This is a genomic window from Marinobacter sp. ES-1 (assembly GCF_000475255.1).
GTDB lineage: Bacteria > Pseudomonadota > Gammaproteobacteria > Pseudomonadales > Oleiphilaceae > Marinobacter > Marinobacter vinifirmus.
The window spans coordinates 48039-68471 of sequence record NZ_AXBV01000096.1 but is presented as its reverse complement, the minus strand read 5'-3'; the positions used below and the strand labels follow the sequence as shown (position 1 = coordinate 68471).

The following is a 20433-nucleotide window of genomic DNA, read 5'->3' as shown; positions in this document are numbered from 1 at the left end:
GATTGTTGTTATCTGGCGTCGATTACTCTTGGTTCTTGTAATCAAAAATCTCTTTCGGCGTGACCATCTCGCCGGTGTTGTTACCCCAGGCATTCCGCTCGTAGGTAATCACCGCGGCCAGGTCCACTTCACTCAGCTGACCACCGAAGGCCTGCATCGCTGTGCCGGACTTACCATTCACGACGATATCGATATGCGCGGCCATGTCCTCTGTTGCGATCTGGCTGCCCTTCAGTGCCGGGAAGGCCGGCGGCATGCCAGTACCATCCGGCTGGTGACAGGAAGCACAGGCACTGGCGTAGGCCTTCTCGCCCCGCTCCATCAGCTCTTCCAGGGTCCAGTCTTTCTCGGTCAGCTGGCGCTCGGCTTCTGCGGCGGCCCGCTGTTCGGCTACCCAGGCGTTATATTCCTCTTCGGGCACCGCCTCCACCACTACCGGCATAAAGCCGTGGTCCTTGCCGCACAGCTCGGTGCACTGGCCGCGATAGATGCCCGGCTCGTCCACGCGGGTCCAGGTTTCGTTGATAAAGCCGGGGATGGCGTCTTTCTTCACACCGAATTCCGGCACCCACCAGGAGTGAATCACATCATTGGCGGTCAGCAGGAAGCGCACCTTCTTGCCCACCGGAATCACCAGCGGGTTGTCCACTTCCAGCAGGTAGTTCTCACCCTTGGCCTGGCGGTTCTCGATCTGCTCCCTCGGGGTGGACAGGCTGGAGAAATAACCGAAATCGTCGTTGATGTACTCATAGCGCCAGCGCCACTGGTAACCGGTAACCTTGATGTCCACCTCGGACTCGCTGGTGTCGTACATCTCCACCAGGGTTGCCGTGGCAGGCACGGCCATGGCAACCAGAATGGCCAGGGGAATAATGGTCCAGAGGATTTCCACCACGGTGTTTTCGTGGAAATTGGCGGGCTTGGCACCCTGGGATTTGCGATGGGCAAAGATCGACCAGAACATGACCCCGAACACCACCACACCGATGGCCACGCAGATCCAGAGAATGGTCATGTGAAGGCTGAAAATCTGGTTGCTGGTACCGGTTACCCCCGGAGCCATATTCATGGTCCAGTCCGCCATGACTACAGCCGGTGACAACAGACCAGCGGCTAGGGCAACTGCCCGCTTGGCATGCACGCGCATACTGTGTCTCCACAGAGTGTTATTCTTGTCGGATTTTGCGTCATCCCTCTGCGGTCTGTTCCGAAGCTCGCAACAGCGGAACCACCGAGAGTGAAAGCCTGCTTACGGATACATCAAATGTCAGTGTAGACACAGATCAAAAAAAGACTAAAAAATCATTAAACCTAAAAAGGATAAGCAACCCGTTTTGATAAGCAGAATTTATAAGGCCGTTGTTCGCCCTACCGATCGCCGCCTGTGGACACTGGCCTGGCCGCTGATGCTGACCAACCTCACCGTGCCCCTGCTGGGGCTGGTGGATACGGCCGTGCTTGGCCACCTGGACAGCCCGGAATACCTGGGCGCGGTTGCGGTGGGCGCCAATCTGTTCACCATCCTGTACTGGACCTTCGGCTTCATGCGCATGGGCACCACCGGCCTGGCCGCCCAGGCCTGGGGCCAGCGGGATGCCTTTGCCCAGGTGGCGCTGTTGCTGCGTTCGCTGTTGCTGGCCGTAGGCATTGGCCTGTTACTGATCCTGTTTCATCAACCGCTGATTGCGTTGGGCCTGAAGCTGATGAACCCCAGCCCGGATGTTGCGGCACTGGCTGCGGAATACGCTGCCATCAGAATCTGGAGTGCGCCGGCGGTGCTGTGCCAGTACACCCTGGTGGGCTGGCTGATTGGCACCCAGTTCCCCCGCGGGCCCATGGTTATGCTGATCATCGCCAACGGCATCAACATCGTGCTGGACGTGTTCTTCGTGACCGTTCTGGGCTGGAACAGCCGGGGCGTGGCCATGGCCACCGTGATGGCCGAATACGGGGCCACCGCCATCGGTGTAATGATCGTGCTCAAACGCATGCCGGAGGGCCAGCAGCTGACCCGGGAGCTGTTCGGCAAGGTATCGGATTACCTGCGCATCCTGCAGGTGAACCGCTACATCATGGTGCGTACCATCGCCCTGCTGCTGTGCCTGGCCTTCTTCACCGCCCAGGGTGCCCGGCAAGGGGATGTCATCCTGGCCGCCAATGCCGTGCTGATCACTTTCCTGCTGGTGATCTCCAATGCCCTGGACGGCTTTGCTAACGCGGCCGAAGCGCTGATCGGCGAAGCCATCGGCCGGGGCAGCAGGCGACGCTTCAAGGCGGTGTTCGCCAGCGCCCTGCGCTGGTCGCTTTGGGGCGCATTACTGCTGACCATCGGCTTTGTGCTCGGGGGCCGCTGGCTGATCAGCCTGTTGACCGGCATTGAAGAAGTACAAACCACCGCCTGGCAATACCTGCCCTGGCTCTGGATGTTACCGTTCGCAGCGGTGTGGAGTTACCTGCTGGATGGCGTATTTATCGGGGCTACCCGCACCCGGGAAATGCAGGACACCATGCTGTTCTCAGCGCTTGGTGTGTTTTTGCCGGTGTGGTGGCTGACTACCGGCTGGGGCAACCATGGCCTGTGGCTGGCACTGATCAGCCTGATGCTGGCCCGCGCTGGCAGTATGGGTTGGTTGTGCTGGCGCTACACCCGCCAGGATGTGTGGTTTCAGGCCCGCTAAGCAGCCGGGGTTTCGGTTTTCCGCAGGGGATTTTGCCGCCTGCCGGCAGCGCCATAAAAAATATTGGCTACACTGTTTTTAAACGGCAGGCAGTTCAGCTGGCCAGCCCGGCCGACTGCCACTTGGTTGCTCCTGGAGAAGGGGAGGCGCCTTGCGACCTCATTTTGTACCTACATCGGCATCTCCTGACATGACACCACAGGCAGTCCTCGAGATTATTGACCAGGCACGTCGCCAGGAAGCCCGCTCGGGGAGCTTTCTCCGGCAGCTGAAAGACAAGGCGACCAGGCTGCCGTCATCGATCGTAATCGACGGCCAGCCTGCCACCTGCCTGTTCCAGTTTGCCGTGGAATACATCGAAATGGCGCCACGGCTGATCGAGTGCGTAGACACCTGCGCCATCGACGCCGGCACCAAGCCCCTGTTCCAGCCATTCATTGATGCCGCTATCCGCTATTTCACCCAGCCCTCGGTGCTGCTGGTCCGCTATGACGGCCTGGACGGCCTGCTGATCCGGGCCTACCTGTGCCACCGGCTGATGGAAGAGATGCACGACAACAACCGTTCTATCCGGGCCGGCGAGCTGATAGACCTGGAAGCCACCCGGGCCAACCTGCTGGCCCACGAACTGATCGGCGAGCCGTTCGCCAACGAGCTGGACGATGCCATCACCGTGACCGTGTTGCAGATTGCCGGCACCCCGGATTACTACGACCTGGACCTGGACCCCTTCGTGGAGCAGTTCAACAACCGGGCCTGGGACTGGATGCGCAATTACTGGGAAAACCTGCTGGAGCGGAACCACATCCGGTTTTCCCTTGGCCCGGCCCTGTAAAACAACATCCTGACCAACAAGTCACTGAATTTCTGTGCAATAACCCTGTATCCTTCGGCCGTCCATTCACTGTTCCGGAGGCTTGCCCTGTGCTTGAGAATACCGACCTTGGAAAACTGATTGTCCGGCTTACCCTCGGTGGCCTGCTGCTGTTTCACGGCATCGCAAAACTGTTTAATGGCATCGGTTTTATCGAGGCCCAGCTGGCCAGCCATAACCTGCCGGCGATACTGGCGTACGGTGTGTATATCGGGGAAGTGGTGGCACCACTGATGGTGATTCTGGGGTATCAGACCCGCATTGGCGCGCTGATCATTGTCTTCAACATGCTTGTGGCCATTGTGCTGGTGCACAGCCACCAGCTGCTGTCGCTGGCCGGTAACGGCGGCTGGGCACTGGAACTGCAGGGCTTTTTCCTGTTTACCGCGCTGGCCGTGGTGTTTATGGGGCCGGGCAAGTACAAGCTGAAGAACTGAGCCTCAGCCCCGGTCTGCCGGGGCAACAGCCTCATCACGCCACACCTTGATCCGGTACGCCAGGGCCAGCGCTGCTGCGGCAGACTGCGTACCGCATCAACACCGAGCGAGTTGTCGGGTAACTCAATTAACCCGACAATCTCACCAGAGCCCCTATCATAAGGGGATAGAATTGACCTACCACCAGAGAGAATCCTATGCCTGACAAGAAACACACCCTTGAGCCCGGCCGCTACCGGCACTACAAAGGCCAGGACTACGAAGTGATCGGCGTCGCCCGGCACAGCGAAACCGAAGAGCCACTGGTAGTGTATCGCTGCCTGTACGGCGACTACAGCCTGTGGGTTCGGCCGCTGGCCATGTTCCGGGAAACCGTAGAAGTGGCCGGCGAACAGGTACCCCGGTTTGCCCGCGTGGATGCTGGCTGACCGTTACACAACCACTTTGACTGATGCGGTCATTTCCTGCACATTAGCGCACTTTTCGTGCCGCCGGTGCCCAAAAGGTGCCGGTAAACCCAATATTCCTACCCGGAGTCTGCCATGAATGCCGTTGTTGCCGCGGTACTGATCATGCTCGTATTGAGCCTGTGCCGCATCCACGTTGTCGTTGCCCTGATCATCGGTGCCATTTCCGGTGGCCTGGTGGCCGGAATGTCCCTTGAAGACACCATCAATGCCTTCAACTCCGGCCTCGGTGGCGGTGCAACCGTGGCGTTGTCCTACGCCACCCTGGGTGCCTTCGCCGTGGCCATCGGCAAATCCGGCCTGGCCCACGCCCTGGCCGACAAAGCCCTGGCCATGGTAGGCCGCCAGGATGAAGGCGGCGCGGCCACCGGCATCCGCTTCATGATCATCGGCCTGTTGCTGGCCGTCGCCATTTCGTCCCAGAACATCCTGCCCATCCACATCGCCTTTATTCCCCTGGTGGTGCCACCGTTGCTGTTTGTCATGGCCAAGCTGCACATGGACCGCCGGCTGGTAGCCTGTGTACTCACCTTCGGCCTGATTACCCCGTACATGTTCCTGCCAGTGGGCTTCGGCGGCATCTACCTGAATGAAATCCTGCTGGCTAACGTAGCCGACAACGGTGTCGACGCCAGCGAACTGAACGTTATGTCCGCCATGGCCCTGCCGGCCCTGGGTATGTTCATCGGCTTGCTGATCGCGGTGTTCTTCAGCTACCGGGGTGGCCGCGGTTACGACATGAAACTCATCGAACGCACCGAGCGGGTGGATGTGAAATACAGCCCGAAAACCCTGTTCATGGCGCTGCTGGCCATTGTGGTGGCGTTTGTGGTTCAGCTCTGGCTGGGCTCCATGATCCTGGGTGCGCTGGCCGGCTTTGTGCTGTTCAACATTTCCGGTGTGGTGAAGTGGAAAGAAGCCGATGACCTGTTCACTGAGGGCATGAAGATGCTGGCGATGATCGGCTTCATCATGATCGCCGCCAACGGCTTTGCCGAAGTTATGCGGGAAACCGGCGAGATCAAGAGCCTGGTAGAGGGCTCGGTTGCCGCCATCGGTGAGAACAAGGCACTGGCTGCGCTGCTGATGCTGGTGGTCGGCCTGCTGATTACCATGGGTATCGGTTCGTCGTTCTCCACCATTCCCATCATCGCCGCCCTGTACGTGCCGCTGGCCTTGCAACTGGGTTTCAGCCCCCTGGCGATCGTCGCCCTGGTCGGTACCGCCGGTGCCCTGGGTGATGCGGGTTCACCAGCGTCTGATTCCACCCTCGGGCCAACTGCCGGCCTGAACGTGGACGGCCAGCACAACCACATCTGGGATACTGTGGTGCCTACGTTCCTGCACTACAACCTGCCGTTGCTCGCCTTCGGGTGGTTGGCCGCGATGGTGCTCTGACGCCGTTTTTGGAGCTTGCCGTCCTGATCGTAGCCTGCCTGTTTGGGGGGCATATTCTTGATCGTAGCCTGCTGGTTTTGGGGGCTGCGATGGGGTGGGTCAGGTTTTTTCCCTTGGAAATGCAACTCGCTGCGCTCAGACATCCATTTCCGGCGGAAAAAAACCTGACCCACCCCCTCACGTCGTACCAATGAGGGGTACGGAAGGAAAAGAAGAAAGAAGAAAAGAGAAAAAAGAAAGAAACCAAACCCTAATCAAACGATTTCCGTGCAGTTTGGCTTAGAGGGTACGGGGGTGCTTTTCTGCAGGGAAAAAGATGTCTGAGCGAAGCGAGTTGTTTTTCCCGGAAGAAAAGCACCCCCGTGGCCTCTAACCCCCCAAAACCGGCAGGCTAGGGCCAGGGCCAGACCTACTCACCAGAGCCAGAGTCGGAATCGGAGCCAGATTTAAAGAACACCACCTGCTTGACGGTATGATCGTCGGTGTTGCCCTTTTTGTTTACCCGCGTTTCGATTTCCGGGGCCTCGGGTTGGGGCTGGTCGGACAACGCATCGGTGTAGCCGCAAGCCACGCATTCGCGAACCTGGTCGCCGGCGTCGGTGGTGAACATGGTAATTTTGTCCATCTCGGCGCAGCGGGGACACACGGCGCCGGCGATGAAGCGTTTCGGACTTGCCATAACGTTACTCCAGAAGAACACCCGGTTGCCGGATACGACAACCGGGGTGGATTGTATCAGGCAGCTTCGTCCGTGATGCCGGTTTGTTTCAGCAGGGCATCCACCTGCGGTTCGCGGCCCCGGAAGGCTTTGAACAGTTCCATGGGCTCCTGCGAGCCGCCTTTTTCCAGGATGTTGTGCAGGAAGGCCTGGCCGGTTTCCGGGTCGAAGATGCCTTTCTCTTCGAACAGGGAGAAGGCATCCGCCGCCAGCACTTCCGCCCACTTGTAGCTGTAGTAGCCCGCGGCGTAACCGCCGGCGAAGATGTGGGAGAAGCCGTTGGGGAAGCGGTTAAATTCCGGCGACTGCACCACTGCGATGTCTTCGCGCACCTTGCGGTGCATGTCCAGCGGGTTGGTGGGGGCTTCGTCGGTGAATTCCGCATGCAGGCGGAAGTCGAACAGCGAGAATTCCAGCTGCCGCACCATGCCCATGCCGGACTGGAAGTTCTTGGCCGCCAGCAGTTTCTGCAGCAGGTCTTCCGGCAGCGGTTCGCCGGTTTCGTGGTGGCTGGCGATCAGGGCCAGGGATTCCGGGTTCCAGCACCAGTTTTCCAGGAACTGGCTGGGCAATTCCACCGCATCCCAGGCCACGCCGTTGATGCCGGATACATCCATCACCTCCACCTGCGTGAGCATGTGGTGCAGGCCGTGGCCGAATTCGTGGAACAGGGTGGTGACTTCGTCGTGGGTCAGCAGCGACGGCTTGCCATCCACCGGCGGGGTGAAGTTACAGGTCAGGAACGCCACCGGCAGCTGCAGCTTGCCGCGCATATCGCGCCAGCGCACCCGGCAGTCGGCCATCCAGGCTCCGCCACGTTTACCCTGACGTGCGAACAGGTCGAGGTAGAACCAGGCGATGGGCTGGCCGTTGCGGCTGATGCAGTAGGCCTTGGCGTCTTCATGCCAGGTTTCGACGTCTGTGTGCTCTTCAATCTGCACATCAAACAGCTTCTCCGCCACCCGGAACAGGCCCGGCACCACCTTATCCACAGGGAACCAAGGCCGCAGGGTTTCCGGGGAGATGTCGTACTGCTTCTGGCGCAGCTTCTCGCTGTAGTAGCCGATGTCCCAGGCCTGCAAGTCGTCCACGCCGTGCTCGTCTTTCACAAACGCCTTCAGCTCGGCAATTTCCTTCTCTGCCTGAGGCTTCGACTTGCCCGCCAGCTGGTTCAGGAAATCCAGCACCTCGTCGGTATTGCGGGCCATCTTGGTAGCCAGAGACCGCTCCGCATAATTATCAAACCCGAGCAGTTGGGCCAGGGCGTGACGACGTTTGAGGATTTCTCCCATCACCGGCGTATTGTCCCAGGTACCCGCATCCGGGCCCTGATCAGAGGCGCGAGTGACAAACGCCTCGTAAACCTCCCGGCGCAGCTCCCGGTTGTCGCAGTAAGTCATCACCGGGTAGAAGCTCGGGAAATCCAGGGTAATCACATAGCCATCCAGCTCCTTCTGGCGGGCCGCCTGCTTGGCGCCCTCAATGGCGGTTTCCGGCAGACCGGACAGCTCGTCCACATCGGTAATGTGCTTGAACCAGTGCTGGGTAGCATCCAGCACGTTGTCGCTGAACTTGTTGGACAACTCCGCCAGCTCCCGGGACAGATCCGCATAACGCTTCTTCTTGTCCTCCGGAAGATCCACACCACCCAGACGGAAATCCCGCAGGATGTTTTCAATGGACTTGCGCTGGGGCTCACTCAGCTCCTTGAAATCCTCCCGTGCAGCCAGCTTCTTGTAGGCCTCGCACAGGGCACCGTTCTGGCTCACTTCCGTGCTGTACTCGGTCAGCTTCTCCAGGCAGTTCTTGTACACCTTGCGCAGGTCGTCGTTATTCATCACACCATTCAGGTGGGAAATCACCGACCAGGCGTTACTGAGCTTGTTCTCCAGCGCCTGCATGGGCTGGGCCAGGGTGTCCCAGGTGGGATCGTCCTGCTGCGCCAACTCCTGAATTTTTACGCGGTTTTCGCTGAGAATCTGGTCAATCGCCGTTTCCATGTGCTCGGTGCGGATGTGACCAAATTTCGGTAACAAATCATCTGTCAAAAGCGGGTTATTCATAGGTCCCCTTCTCAGCTGTCCGGGTTTAGGTTACTTTCAGGCAACTCCAATGCTTGGGGGAGTCTTTGGGAGGAGGGCTTTCCAAAAATTTGCGGAGCCATGGATGGCGGAGCAGAAGCGCCACATGGGCTCAGCCGAGCGCTGATGAAGCGAAGCTTCATGCGACAGCTGAGCGACCGCAATCTGTGATTGCGGGCCGGACCCCGAAGGGGTGCCGAAGGAGCGTTTTTTGGAAAGCCCTCCTCCCAAAGACTCCTTCCCCTCAATTCGAGGCCAGTCAAAAGGTATATGTAATGGCAAATGTACGAACTCACAAGGGTACCACACCACAATTTGGCGAACGCACCTGGGTAGACGAGAGCGCAGTAGTCATCGGAGACGTTCAAATGGGTGAAGACTGCTCCGTCTGGCCCATGACCGTCATCCGCGGCGACATGCACAAAATCCGCATCGGCGACCGCTGCAGCATCCAGGACGGCTCCGTACTGCACATCACCCACGCCAGCGACTTCAACCCCGGCGGCTGGCCGCTGATCCTGGGCGACGACGTGACCGTTGGCCACAAAGCCCTGCTGCATGGCTGCACCATTGGCAGCCGGGTCCTGGTCGGCATGGGCTGTACCGTGATGGACGGCGCCGTGGTGGAAGACGAAGTCATTATCGGCGCCGGCACCCTGGTACCACCGGGCAAACGCCTGGAATCCGGCTATCTGTATGTCGGCTCCCCCTGCAAACAGGCCCGGGCCCTGAGCGATAAGGAAAAAACTTTCTTCAAGTACACCGCCGCCAACTACGTCAAACTGAAAGACGAATACCTGAACCCTGCCGAATAAGCCCTGACCAACCGCCCCTGATTCAGATCAAATTCTGATCAGGGGCACCTTGAAAATTTCCCGCCTGCACCTACTTTCCTCAATAGCAGAAGTTCACGGAGTCCATCCGGGGGCGCCACCGGGTTGGAGCTGTTCCGCGAGCGAAGCTGATGACCATCTCAGATTCGACATCGTTACAGGAGGAGTTCCCATGAGCAACATTACACGCTGGAATCCGATCAGCGAGTTTGATGACCTGATGAACCGCTACAACCGTATGTTCGGGCTGGTCCGTAATGAGCGGGAAGGCAAGGACCTGTTCAGCCGCAGTGACTGGGCACCGGCAGTGGATATCAAGGAAACCGCCGATGCCTTCACGGTAGAAGCCGAACTGCCGGGCATGAACAAGGATGATGTGAAGGTCACCGTGCACGACGGCGTGCTCACCATTCAGGGTGAACGCAAGAGCGAGGAAGAAACCAAGGACAAGAAGCTGCACCGCATCGAGCGTTTCTACGGCAGCTTCATGCGCCGGTTCACACTGCCCGACAACGTGGACGAGAACAGTGTGAAGGCTAACTTCAAGGATGGCATGCTGACGCTGACCCTGCAGAAGGCCGAGCCGAAAGAACCCAAGGCCATCGAAGTGGAAGTGCAGTAACCGCCCGGTTCAGTCGTTACGCAGCTCGTCGATCACGGGTGCGGTCTCAGGCCGCACCCCACGCCATACATAAAACGATTCTGCTGCCTGCTCCACCAGCATGCCCAGCCCGTCAAACACCCGGGTAGCGCCGTTGTCCTGCGCCCACCGGTTGAAGGTGGTGGTCTGCAGGGAATACATCATGTCGTACACCACCGTGTTGCCCCCCAGAATCGACGCCGGCACCGGCGGCAGGTCACCCTGAAGGCTGGCGCTGGTGCCGTTGATCACCAGGTCAAACGCTCCGGCTGCCTGTTCGAAACCGCAGGCAGAGAGTGCGGTATCACCGGCCTCACCGGCAAACAGGCGCACCAGCGCCTCGGCCTTGGCCACGGTGCGGTTGGCGATGGTCAGGCTGGCGGGTGCTTCTGCCAGGATCGGCCCCAGTACACCCCGCACCGCACCGCCGGCACCCAATACCAGGATACGCAGGCCTTTGAGGGCCACGCCGTGGTTGCGGGTTAGATCCCGCACCAGGCCAACACCGTCGGTGTTGTCAGCCACTAGGGCATCGTCGGCATCAAGGTACAGGGTGTTGGCGGCACCGGCCTTTTCGGCCCGCGGAGTGCGATGGTCAGCCAGGGTCCAGGCTTGCTCCTTGAACGGTACGGTTACGTTCAGGCCTTTGCCGCCACGCTCGAAAAAGTGCCTGATGGTGCCGGTAAAATCGTCCATGGGCGCCTGGATGGCGGTGTACTCCACCGGCTCGCCGGTCTGGCTGGCAAACAGGCTGTGAATACGGGGGGATTTGCTGTGGCTGATGGGGTTACCCACCACCGCATAGAGTTCATTTGTCATCGCTTTGCTCCAGCCAGTTCCGTCCGGTCAGGAAATAATCCGTCAAACGCGCCTCTTCGCTGCCCGGCTCCGGCTTCCGGTCGTAGTCCCAGCGCACCAGCGGCGGCAGTGACATCAGGATCGACTCGGTGCGCCCGCCAGACTGCAACCCGAACAGGGTGCCACGGTCGTACACCAGGTTGAACTCCACATAGCGACCACGGCGGTAAAGCTGGAATTCCCGCTCCCGTTCGCCCCAGGGGGTGTCCATCCGGCGCCGGACAATCGGCTCATAGGCTTCAATATAACTGTCGCCCACCGCCTGCATAAAGGCAAAGTCCTGCTCGAAATTTCCGGTGTTGTAATCATCGAAGAACAGGCCGCCCACGCCCCGGGGCTCCTGGCGGTGCTTCAGGTAGAAATAGTCGTCGCACCACTGCCTGAACTTCGGGTATACCTCGTCGCCGAACGGCTGGCAGGCGTTACGGGCCGTCTGGTGCCAGTGCACGCAATCGTCATCAAAACCGTAGTAGGGAGTCAGATCGTAGCCGCCGCCAAACCAGTACACCGGCTCGCCGTCTTTCGGGGTGGCAATGAAAAAGCGCACGTTAGCGTGGGAGGTCGGCACATAGGGGTTCTCCGGGTGTATCACCAGTGATACACCCATGGCCTGCCAGGGAGCACCGGCCAGGTGCGGGCGATGCGCCGTGGCAGAAGCCGGCATGGTATCGCCCATCACATGGGAAAAGTTCACCCCGCCTTTTTCGATCACACCGCCATCGGCCATCACCCGGCTGATACCACCGCCACCCTCCGGCCGGTCCCAGCTGTCACGAATGAAGGAAGCGCGGCCATCCACCGCCTCCAGCCGCTGGCAGATGCGATCCTGAAGGCTCAGAAGGTATTCTTTTACGGCCCGGGTATCCGGCTGCTGTGACATGCTTGCTCCTAACGAAACTGTTTTCCGGTAACGATATCAATAATCCGGCTGGGTTTGCGGTTGCCGCCCAGGGCGCCGGGCACGATGCGGTCGAGCTGATTGCCGAAATAGCGGCGCACCTGCCAGATGTTGCGGGCCGGCTGGCGGCCAGCCGGGTTGCAGGAAGTCGACACCAGCGGCATGCCGGTGGCCTCGCACAGGTCGCGAACCACCGGGTGGTCACTCACGCGCACGGCAATGGTGCTGTGCCGGCCGCGAACCCAGTCCGGGATCTGTTCCAGCACATCCGGCACCAGGCAGGTGATCGGCCCGGGCCAGTGTTGCTCGGCTTCCCATTGCAACACCCGGGGCAGGGGATCCAGCAGGAAGCGTACCTGCTCCACCGAGGCAGCCACCAGGATCATGCCCTTTTCCATGGGCCGCTGCTTGAGCTCCAGGATCCGCTCAACCGCGTCCTGGTTCCAGGGATCGCAGCCCAGGCCCCAGACTGCTTCGGTAGGGTAGGCAATCACGCCACCGGCCAGCACAGTGCGCCGGGCACAGTGCAATTGCCAGGGGTTCAGGGAAGACTTCGCCGCCATAGTGAAACCGGTCAATCCACACAGATTATGGGTGATGATGCACCGGTCAGCCGGCTCTCAGGTAGCCTCCCGGAGCCGAATGGGCCAGCCCTTCCAGTTCCAGTAACAACAGGGACTGCATCAGCTGGTCCGCTGGCAGGCCGGTGAGCTGGCCCAGTGCATCGGTAGATTGCGGATCATACCCCAAAGCCTCGAACACCGCGATTTCCCGGCTATCCAAACCGGCCAGCACCGGCCCTTTATCCACAGCCTCCCCAGCCTCCGGTTGCGCCTGCATGGACCACCAGGTGCCCAGCTCCTCCAGGATGTCATCAGCGGTTTCCACCAGCCGGGCCCCCTGTTTGATCAACTGGTGGCAGCCCCGGGCTACCGGGCTGTGCACCGAACCGGGAATGGCGAACACTTCCCGGCCCTGTTCCAGCGCGGTACGGGCCGTAATCAGCGAACCGCTCTTCAGGCTGGCCTCCACCACCAGCACACCCCGGCTAAGGCCACTGATAATCCGGTTACGCTGGGGGAAGTAAGCGGCCCGGGCCTGGGTGCCGGGCGGGTATTCCGAGACAATCAGGCCGTTTTCGGTAATCCGGTGTGCCAGCTGCCGGTGCTGGGCGGGATACAGCCGGTCGAGCCCGCAACCCACCACGGCCACGGTCGGGTGGCCGGCATCCAGGGCACCCGCGTGGGCAGCACCATCAATCCCCAAGGCCAGGCCGCTGGTCACCAGCAAACCCCGCCGGCCCAGCTCGGCAGCGAACTTCCGGGCATGGTCCAGGCCCGTACGGGTGGCATTTCGACTGCCCACCACGCCGATCTGGTCCTGCAGCAACAAGCCGGTATCGCCCAGTGCGTATAGCAGCATGGGCGCATCGTGTATCTGGCGCAGGGCTTCCGGGAAGTGGTCATGGTGCTGACCGATCAGCCGGATACCGTGCTGCCGGCATTGCGACCGGATTTTCATCAGTTCCGCCAGCACCGGGTGGGACAGGTCTTCGGCTTGCCAGCCATGGATCGCCGACATGGTTTCAGCCGACAGCCCCAGCGCTTTCAGGGTGGCCGGGTTCATCGACAAGACATCGGTCAGGCAGTCGGCATTGGCCAGCACCCGCTCGCGGGCACGGGTGGCAAAGCGGGGTAACAGGGAAAGCAGCAGCCACTGGTTGTCCAGCGACCGGTCAAGACTCGATACAGACATTTTTTCATCCTTGAAAACAACAATGGCCGGACACTCCGGTCCGGCCATTTTACCTCAGCACACAGGCCTGATCAGGCCCGGGCTCAGGGGTTAACTACCTTGTCGCCCACCGCCAGCGGGCGGGTCGCCTTGAGAATCAGGCCGTAGCTCATCTTCTCATAGGTCTGGAACACCATCAGCAGGCCGGCACGCTCGGACGGCAGCTCGATGGTTTCATTAGTAACCGGGTCACGCACCAGGTTGCCACTCTTGAGAATGGCCATCACGTTGCCAGGCTTCAGGCCTTCACGCTCGCCACGGTTGATCGCCACCACGTTGTACTGGCCAATCTGGTTTACACCACCGTCTACCGAGATCATCACGCCTTCGATGTCCTGATCCGGAGAACTGGGCACAAAGTTGGTGGTCAGGCGACGGTCTTCGTTCACCAGCAGGCGATCGCCAATGCGCACTTCCTCGCTGGACTTGTTCAGGTTAACGGTCAGGACGTCACCGTCCTCAGCCGCAACGGTACCACGGGCAATGCTGCGGGCTTCCAGGCCCAGGAATTCTCCGGTTTCCGGATCACGGAATTCCTTGCTGCGGCGGAACACACCCACGCGGTCGGCGGGCTTCTCGCCACGGGCGTAGATCTTGTCGCCGGCACCAGTAATGATGCGGCTGTCTTCACCTTCCAGCACGTAGGGCGCGCCGTTCAGTTCTTCCGGCGACACAATGCGGGTATCGGTCAGGAAGCTGGCAATGGCGTCCAGCGGGATGGCAGGAATTGGCGTGTCGATGGCTTCAGAGCGAACCTGCGGCGACAGCTTCACCACATCGCTGGTGGCCACCTTGGTGATGCGTGGCTTGCCGTCGATATACACCAGTGCCAGGCGATCGCCCGGATAGATCAGATGAGGGTTGGCAACCTGCGGGTTCACATGCCAGATTTCCGGCCAGTACCAGGGGTTATTCAGAAATCGCCCTGAAATGTCCCAAAGGGTATCCCCTTTCACGACAGTGTAACGCTCAGGATGATCAGCCCTGAACTCGGGTTCTGCATGGGCCCAGGAGGTAAACAGCAGCGCCGTGGCTGCCAGAGCGTACAACAGTTTCCTCATTGTCTGTATCCTTGATCGCGTGCCTAGAATCTATGCGTTAGGTAATGCCGCTGCGGTATGACGGCAGCTTATTACGTTGTTATTCCCGTTACTATAGAAGAAGTCTGGCGATTTGTGATGTTATCTTTTGTTCTTCCAGTGAATTCTTTGGTTTCCCTGAAAGATTTTAGCTATCGACTGATCAGTTTGTACTCAATCGGTAATTTATCGGATAATACAGGCCAAGACGTTACTTCATGATAGGTTCATGAAGAAATTTTGCGCAGACCGCCGTCGCATTTCAGAGAAGCCAAGGCACTATGATTCTAGAAATTCTTGAGTATCCGGATCCCCGTCTTCGCACCATCGCCAAGCCGGTGAATGAGGTGACCGACGAAATCCGCACCCTGATCGACGATATGTTCGAGACCATGTACGATGCCCGCGGCATCGGCCTGGCGGCTACCCAGGTAGACGTACACAAGCAGATCATCGTGATGGACCTGTCCGAAGACAAGAGCGAGCCCCGGGTATTCATCAACCCGAAGGTGGAAGTGCTGGACGGAGACCTGAAAGCCATGCAGGAAGGCTGCCTGTCGGTACCAGGCTTCTACGAAGACGTGAAGCGTATCGAACACTGCCGGATTACCGCCAAAGACCGTAACGGCGAAGAGTTCGTCCTTGAAGCCGAAGGCCTGCTGGCCGTGTGTATCCAGCATGAAATGGATCACCTGAACGGCAAGCTGTTTGTGGATTACCTCAGCTCGCTCAAGCGCAACCGCATTCGCAAGAAGCTGGAAAAGCTGCACAAGCAGAGCGCCTGAGACAATGGCTGAAGCATCGCCAGCGCAGAACTGAATTCAGACCGGGTTACGACCCGGTTTTTTCGTATCAACGACACAGAGAAGCAACCACCGTGCGCATTGTTTTTGCCGGAACACCGGATTTTGCCGCCATTGCCCTGAAGGCCCTGCTGGAAGCCGGCCATAATGTGGTGGGCGTATACAGCCAGCCCGACCGCCCTGCTGGCCGTGGCCGCAAACTCATGCCCAGCCCGGTCAAACAGGTGGCACTGGATGCCGCCATTCCCGTGTTCCAGCCGGTCAGCCTGAAGCCCGAAGAGGCCCAGCAGGAGCTGGCGGCACTGCAACCGGATGTAATGATCGTCGCCGCGTACGGTTTGATCCTGCCCAAAGCCGTGCTGGAGATCCCGACCCACGGTTGCCTGAATATCCACGCCTCCCTGTTGCCGCGCTGGCGCGGTGCCGCTCCGATCCAGCGGGCCATTGCCGCCGGCGATGCCGAAACCGGTATTACCATCATGCAGATGGATGAAGGCCTGGACACCGGTGCCATGCTGCTGAAAGTGAGCACTCCGATAAACGCCGACGACACCGGCGGCAGCCTGCACGACCGACTTGCCGACATGGGCGGCGAAGCCATCGTGGACGCACTGGCCCGGCTGGCACAAGGGGAGCTGACCGGAGAGCCCCAGGACGATGCCGACGCCAACTACGCCCATAAGCTGTCCAAGGAAGAAGGCCACATCGACTGGAGCCGCAGCGCCACCGACATCGAACGACTGATCCGCGCCTTCAACCCCTGGCCCGGCACCTTTACCGACCTGGGCGAACAACGCATCCGCATTCACCAGGCGACTGCGCTGGAGCAGGGCAGCGGCAAAGCCCCCGGCACGGTACTGAGCCGGGAGCGGGATAGCGTTGAGGTGGCCTGCGGCACCGGCAGCCTGAAAATCACCTCGGTCCAGTTGCCGGGCAGCAAGGCCCAGAGCATCAACGACCTGATCAACGGCGGCAAGCAGGTCCTGTTGCCCGGCCAGGAGCTGAACTGACCATGGCCTACCAGCCCCTGCCATTTCGCGCCGTCGCCGCCAACGTATTGCTGGCGGTGGAAAACGGCCAGTCATTAACCCAATGCCTGCCGCCGGCCCTGAACCAGTTGCCGCCGGAACAACGGCCCCAGCTGCAAGCCATCTGCTATGGCACCTGCCGCTGGTTTCACCGGCTTGACGGCGAGCTGAACCAGCGCCTGAAAAAGCCCCTGCGCAAACCGGACCGGGTGATTCACCACCTGATGCTGGTGGCCCTGTTCCAGCTGCGATTCAGCGAACAGGCCACCTACGCGGTGTTGAACGAAACCGTGGAAGCCTGCCGGGCGCTGGACAAGCCGCACCTGACCGGGCTGGTCAACGGCGTATTGCGGGCGGCGGAAAGGGAAGGGGCGCCGGAGCCGAACGACGACAGCAGCCGCTACAGCCACCCGGTGTGGATGGTGGAAAAGCTGCGCCACAACTGGCCGGAAGACTGGCAGGCCATTCTGGACGCCAACAACACCCAGGCCCCCATGACCCTGCGGGTAAACGCCCTGCGTTTCCGCCGTGACGAATACCTGGATTTGCTGGCCGAGGCCGGTATCGAAGCCAAGCCAACCCGTTTCGCCCCCCACGGCATTCAGCTGGCACGCCCGGTACCGGTCGAGCGCCTGCCCTGGTTCGAAGACGGCGGTGCCAGCGTCCAGGACGAAGCCGCCCAGCTGTGTACCACCATGCTGGACCTGCAACCCGGCCAGCGGGTACTGGATGCCTGCGCCGCGCCCGGCGGCAAGACCTGCGCCATCCTGGAAGCCTGTGGCGAACTGGATGAAGTAGTCGCCATCGACGAATCCGCCGAGCGCCTGCCCCGGGTCCAGGAAAACCTCGACCGGCTCGACCTGCACGCCACCCTGAAACAGGCCGATGCCGCCGATATCGACAGCTGGTGGGACGGCACCCCGTTCGACCGCATCCTGCTGGACGTACCCTGCAGCGCCACCGGCGTGATCCGCCGGCACCCGGACATCAAACTGCTGCGCCGGGAGTCCGACATTGTGCCCCTGGCCAGCATCCAGCTTGGCCTGCTCGACGCCATGTGGTCTATCCTGAAACCGGGTGGTCGGCTGGTGTATGCCACCTGTTCGGTGTTTCCCCAGGAGAACCACCGTATAATCCAGCGATTCCTCAAGCAGCAGGAACAGGCAACGCTGGTTCAGATCAACGCCGACTGGGGCCGGGACATGGACACCGGGCGCCAACTGCTACCCGACCCGGACAGCCACGACGGCTTTTTCTATGCCGTGCTGGAGAAACCTGACGCATGAAAATCCTGATTCTCGGCGCCGGCCAGGTGGGCGGCACCCTCGCTGAAAACCTGGCCAATGAAGCCAACGACATCACCGTAGTGGACAGCGACAGCGTACGCCTGCGGGAACTGCAGGACCGGCTGGATATCCGCACCATGCATGGCCGGGCCTCGTACCCCACCATCCTGAAAGATGCCGGCGCCGAAGACGCCGACATGGTGATTGCGGTAACCAACAGCGATGAAACCAACATGGTGGCCTGCCAGGTCACCAAGCTGCTGTACAAGACCCCCACCACCATCTGCCGCGTGCGGGCCGGGGCGTATCTGGGCAAGCAGGAACTGTTCTATAACCGGGATACCGAAAAAGAGCTGGACCGTTTGCGGGGCTTCCCGATTGATGTACTGATCAGCCCGGAACACCTGGTGACCCAGCACATTACCCGGCTGATCGAATATCCCGGCACACTGCAGGTGCTGGAGTTCTCCAAGGGCCTGGCACGGCTGGTAGCCATCCGGGCGACCCAGGGTGGCCCGCTGGTCGGGCGGGAGCTGTCTTACCTGCGTACCCACATGCCCAAGATCGACACCCGGGTAGCGGCCATCTTCCGTAAAGACCGCGCCATCATGCCCCAGGGCGACACGGTGATCGAAGACGGCGACGAGGTGTTCTTCATTGCCGCCGCCGACCACATCCGCTCGGTGATGAGCGAACTGCAGCCGCTGTCCAAGCCCTACAAGCGCATCTTTATCTGTGGTGGCGGCAACATCGGCTACCGACTGGCCAACACCCTGGAAAGCCGCTACCAGGTCAAGATTCTGGAGCGGGACCACGAGCGCTGTGTGATGCTGTCCGAGCGCCTGCAGAAAACCGTGGTGTTGGAAGGCAATGCCGCCAACAAGGACATCCTGCTGGAAGAAAACATCGAAAGCACCGATGTATTCTGTGCCGTTACCAACGACGACGAAGCCAACATCATGGCGTCGTTGCTGGCCAAGCGCTTGGGTGCCCGCAAGGTACTGACCCTGATCAACAACCCGGACTACGTAGACCTGATCCAGGGCGGCGACATCGACGTGGCGATTTCTCCCCAGCAGACCACCATCGGCAGCCTGCTCACCCACGTGCGCCGTGGCGACGTAGTAAATGTTCACTCACTTCGCCGGGGCGCAGCCGAGGCCATCGAAGCGATTGCCCATGGCGATCACCGCTCCTCGAAGGTGGTGGGCAAGCGGCTGGATGAAATCCACCTGCCGCCGGGCACCACCATCGGGGCCATCGTGCGCCATAACGAAGTGCTGATCGCCCACGACCACCTGCGGGTGCAGCCGGATGACCACGTGATCCTGTTCCTGGTGGACAAATCCCGCATCCGGGATGTGGAAAAACTGTTCCAGGTGGGCCTCACCTTCTTCTGATTGACCCGAGACAAAACAACACCCTGGCTGGCACTTAGAAATGCAGCGCCAGCCAGCGTATAATGCGCGTTTTCATTTTTTCGGAGTGCTCCGCAAAGCGGGGCGCCACACACAGACTGACCAGCAGGCAAACGTCGTGACAGACAAGGCAACCAACAACTCCGCGCCGGATATCAAGACCTTCCAGGGTCTGATCCTGGCATTGCAGAATTTCTGGGCGCAGCACGGCTGCGTGGTTCTCCAGCCCCTCGACATGGAAGTGGGCGCCGGTACTTTCCACCCGGCCACTTTCCTGCGATCCATCGGCCCGGAAACCTGGAACTCCGCCTACGTTCAGCCCAGCCGCCGCCCGACCGACGGCCGCTACGGCGAAAACCCGAACCGCCTGCAGCATTACTACCAGTTCCAGGTGGTGCTTAAGCCGTCACCGGACAACATCCAGGAGCTGTACCTGGATTCCCTGCGTGCCCTGGGCCTGGACCCGCTGGTGCACGACATCCGCTTTGTCGAAGACAACTGGGAATCGCCCACCCTGGGCGCCTGGGGCCTGGGCTGGGAAATCTGGCTGAACGGTATGGAAGTCACCCAGTTTACCTACTTCCAGCAAGTGGGCGGACTGGAATGCTATCCGGTCACCGGCGAGCTGACCTACGGCCTTGAGCGCATTGCCATGTACATCCAGGGCGTGGACAGCGTGTACGACCTGGTCTGGACCAACGGCCCGGATGGCGTGGTCACCTACGGCGACGTGTTCCACCAGCAAGAGGTGGAGATGTCTACCTACAACTTCGAACACGCCGACACCGAGTTCCTGTTCCACAGCTTCGATGTGTACGAGCGGGAAAGCGCCCGCCTGATCGAGGCCGGCCTGCCGCTGCCCGCCTACGAGCAGGTACTCAAGGCCTCCCACACTTTCAACCTGCTGGACGCCCGCCACGCCATTTCCGTGACCGAGCGCCAGCGTTTCATCCTGCGTGTACGCACCCTGGCACGTTCAGTCGCCCAGGCCTACTTCGAAAGCCGCCGCAAGCTGGGCTTCCCGCTGGCTCCGGAGCATCTCCGCAAGGAAGTACTGGCCGCCGCTGAAGCCGCCGACGCCAAGGCCAGCAAGAAGGGCAAGAAAGCCAACAAGGCACCGCAGGAACAGGGGAACGCATAATC

The 20433-nt window shown here is 60.4% G+C and carries 20 protein-coding genes; 12 read left to right on the top strand and 8 right to left on the bottom strand.

What is annotated here, in order from left to right; genetic code table 11:
• Positions 1-22 precede the first annotated feature (22 nt).
• A complete protein-coding gene (gene coxB, locus Q668_RS15020; protein WP_036220212.1) occupies positions 23-1147 on the bottom strand; it encodes a cytochrome c oxidase subunit II in 1125 nt (374 codons plus the stop codon).
• 259 nt (positions 1148-1406) lie between these two features.
• Between coxB and Q668_RS15015 the strand changes: the two genes are divergently transcribed.
• The 5 genes from Q668_RS15015 (at position 1407) to Q668_RS14995 (ending at position 5854) form a co-directional block, all read left to right on the top strand.
• Positions 1407-2678 (top strand): MATE family efflux transporter, encoded by a 1272-nt coding sequence (locus Q668_RS15015; protein WP_413771529.1) that lies wholly within the window; start codon positions 1407-1409, stop codon positions 2676-2678.
• Between the two features lie 190 nt (positions 2679-2868).
• Positions 2869-3513 carry a hypothetical protein gene (locus Q668_RS15010; protein WP_022990449.1) on the top strand — a complete coding sequence of 215 codons (645 nt, stop codon included), beginning with the start codon at positions 2869-2871 and terminating at the stop codon, positions 3511-3513.
• Between the two features lie 89 nt (positions 3514-3602).
• The gene (locus Q668_RS15005; protein WP_022990448.1) at positions 3603-3989 is read left to right on the top strand and encodes a DoxX family protein; all 387 of its coding nucleotides are present in this window, start codon (positions 3603-3605) and stop codon (positions 3987-3989) included.
• Positions 3990-4186: 197 nt separating this feature from the next.
• Positions 4187-4417 carry a DUF1653 domain-containing protein gene (locus Q668_RS15000; RefSeq protein ID WP_022990447.1) on the top strand — a complete coding sequence of 77 codons (231 nt, stop codon included), beginning with the start codon at positions 4187-4189 and terminating at the stop codon, positions 4415-4417.
• Between the two features lie 114 nt (positions 4418-4531).
• The gene (locus Q668_RS14995) at positions 4532-5854 is read left to right on the top strand and encodes a Na+/H+ antiporter family protein (RefSeq protein ID WP_022990446.1); all 1323 of its coding nucleotides are present in this window, start codon (positions 4532-4534) and stop codon (positions 5852-5854) included.
• A gap of 409 nt (positions 5855-6263) precedes the next feature.
• Here the strand turns inward: Q668_RS14995 and Q668_RS14985 are convergent, their stop codons facing one another.
• Both Q668_RS14985 and prlC read right to left on the bottom strand, forming a co-directional pair.
• The gene (locus tag Q668_RS14985; RefSeq protein WP_022990444.1) at positions 6264-6533 is read right to left on the bottom strand and encodes a YheV family putative zinc ribbon protein; all 270 of its coding nucleotides are present in this window, start codon (positions 6531-6533) and stop codon (positions 6264-6266) included.
• Between the two features lie 56 nt (positions 6534-6589).
• A complete protein-coding gene (gene prlC, locus Q668_RS14980) occupies positions 6590-8635 on the bottom strand; it encodes an oligopeptidase A (RefSeq protein WP_022990443.1) in 2046 nt (681 codons plus the stop codon).
• Positions 8636-8928: 293 nt separating this feature from the next.
• Here prlC and Q668_RS14975 point away from each other — a divergent pair, with 293 nt between their 5' ends.
• Positions 8929-9468, top strand: a complete 540-nt coding sequence (locus Q668_RS14975; protein ID WP_036220210.1) for a gamma carbonic anhydrase family protein — start codon at positions 8929-8931, stop codon at positions 9466-9468.
• Between the two features lie 190 nt (positions 9469-9658).
• Positions 9659-10108, top strand: a complete 450-nt coding sequence (locus Q668_RS14970) for an Hsp20/alpha crystallin family protein (RefSeq protein ID WP_022990440.1) — start codon at positions 9659-9661, stop codon at positions 10106-10108.
• 9 nt (positions 10109-10117) lie between these two features.
• Here Q668_RS14970 and aroE read toward each other — a convergent pair whose 3' ends face one another.
• From aroE to Q668_RS14945, 5 genes are all read right to left on the bottom strand, one after another.
• Positions 10118-10945, bottom strand: a complete 828-nt coding sequence (gene aroE / locus Q668_RS14965; protein ID WP_022990439.1) for a shikimate dehydrogenase — start codon at positions 10943-10945, stop codon at positions 10118-10120.
• Positions 10935-11864: an oxygen-dependent coproporphyrinogen oxidase gene (gene hemF, locus Q668_RS14960; RefSeq protein ID WP_022990438.1), complete on the bottom strand. Its 930-nt coding sequence runs from the start codon at positions 11862-11864 to the stop codon at positions 10935-10937. The genes aroE and hemF overlap by 11 nt, the downstream gene beginning before the upstream one ends.
• Positions 11865-11872: 8 nt before the next feature.
• Positions 11873-12445, bottom strand: coding sequence for an L-threonylcarbamoyladenylate synthase (locus Q668_RS14955; protein ID WP_022990437.1), 573 nt, complete (start codon positions 12443-12445; stop codon positions 11873-11875).
• 46 nt (positions 12446-12491) lie between these two features.
• On the bottom strand, positions 12492-13637 hold the full coding sequence (gene dprA / locus Q668_RS14950; RefSeq protein WP_036220255.1) for a DNA-processing protein DprA: 1146 nt from the start codon (positions 13635-13637) through the stop codon (positions 12492-12494).
• Positions 13638-13720: 83 nt separating this feature from the next.
• Positions 13721-14737: a LysM peptidoglycan-binding domain-containing protein gene (locus tag Q668_RS14945; RefSeq protein ID WP_022990435.1), complete on the bottom strand. Its 1017-nt coding sequence runs from the start codon at positions 14735-14737 to the stop codon at positions 13721-13723.
• Positions 14738-15036: 299 nt separating this feature from the next.
• On the opposite strand from Q668_RS14945, the gene def reads away from it, so the two are divergent.
• The 5 genes from def to glyQ all read left to right on the top strand — a co-directional run bounded on the left by def (position 15037) and on the right by glyQ (position 20431).
• On the top strand, positions 15037-15540 hold the full coding sequence (gene def / locus Q668_RS14940; protein ID WP_022990434.1) for a peptide deformylase: 504 nt from the start codon (positions 15037-15039) through the stop codon (positions 15538-15540).
• A gap of 92 nt (positions 15541-15632) precedes the next feature.
• Positions 15633-16568 (top strand): methionyl-tRNA formyltransferase, encoded by a 936-nt coding sequence (gene fmt, locus Q668_RS14935; protein ID WP_022990433.1) that lies wholly within the window; start codon positions 15633-15635, stop codon positions 16566-16568.
• Between the two features lie 2 nt (positions 16569-16570).
• A complete protein-coding gene (rsmB, locus tag Q668_RS14930; RefSeq protein WP_022990432.1) occupies positions 16571-17872 on the top strand; it encodes a 16S rRNA (cytosine(967)-C(5))-methyltransferase RsmB in 1302 nt (433 codons plus the stop codon).
• The gene (trkA, locus tag Q668_RS14925; RefSeq protein WP_022990431.1) at positions 17869-19272 is read left to right on the top strand and encodes a Trk system potassium transporter TrkA; all 1404 of its coding nucleotides are present in this window, start codon (positions 17869-17871) and stop codon (positions 19270-19272) included. The genes rsmB and trkA overlap by 4 nt, the downstream gene beginning before the upstream one ends.
• Positions 19273-19408: 136 nt before the next feature.
• Positions 19409-20431 carry a glycine--tRNA ligase subunit alpha gene (gene glyQ, locus Q668_RS14920; protein ID WP_022990430.1) on the top strand — a complete coding sequence of 341 codons (1023 nt, stop codon included), beginning with the start codon at positions 19409-19411 and terminating at the stop codon, positions 20429-20431.
• The last annotated feature ends 2 nt before the right edge of the window (positions 20432-20433 follow it).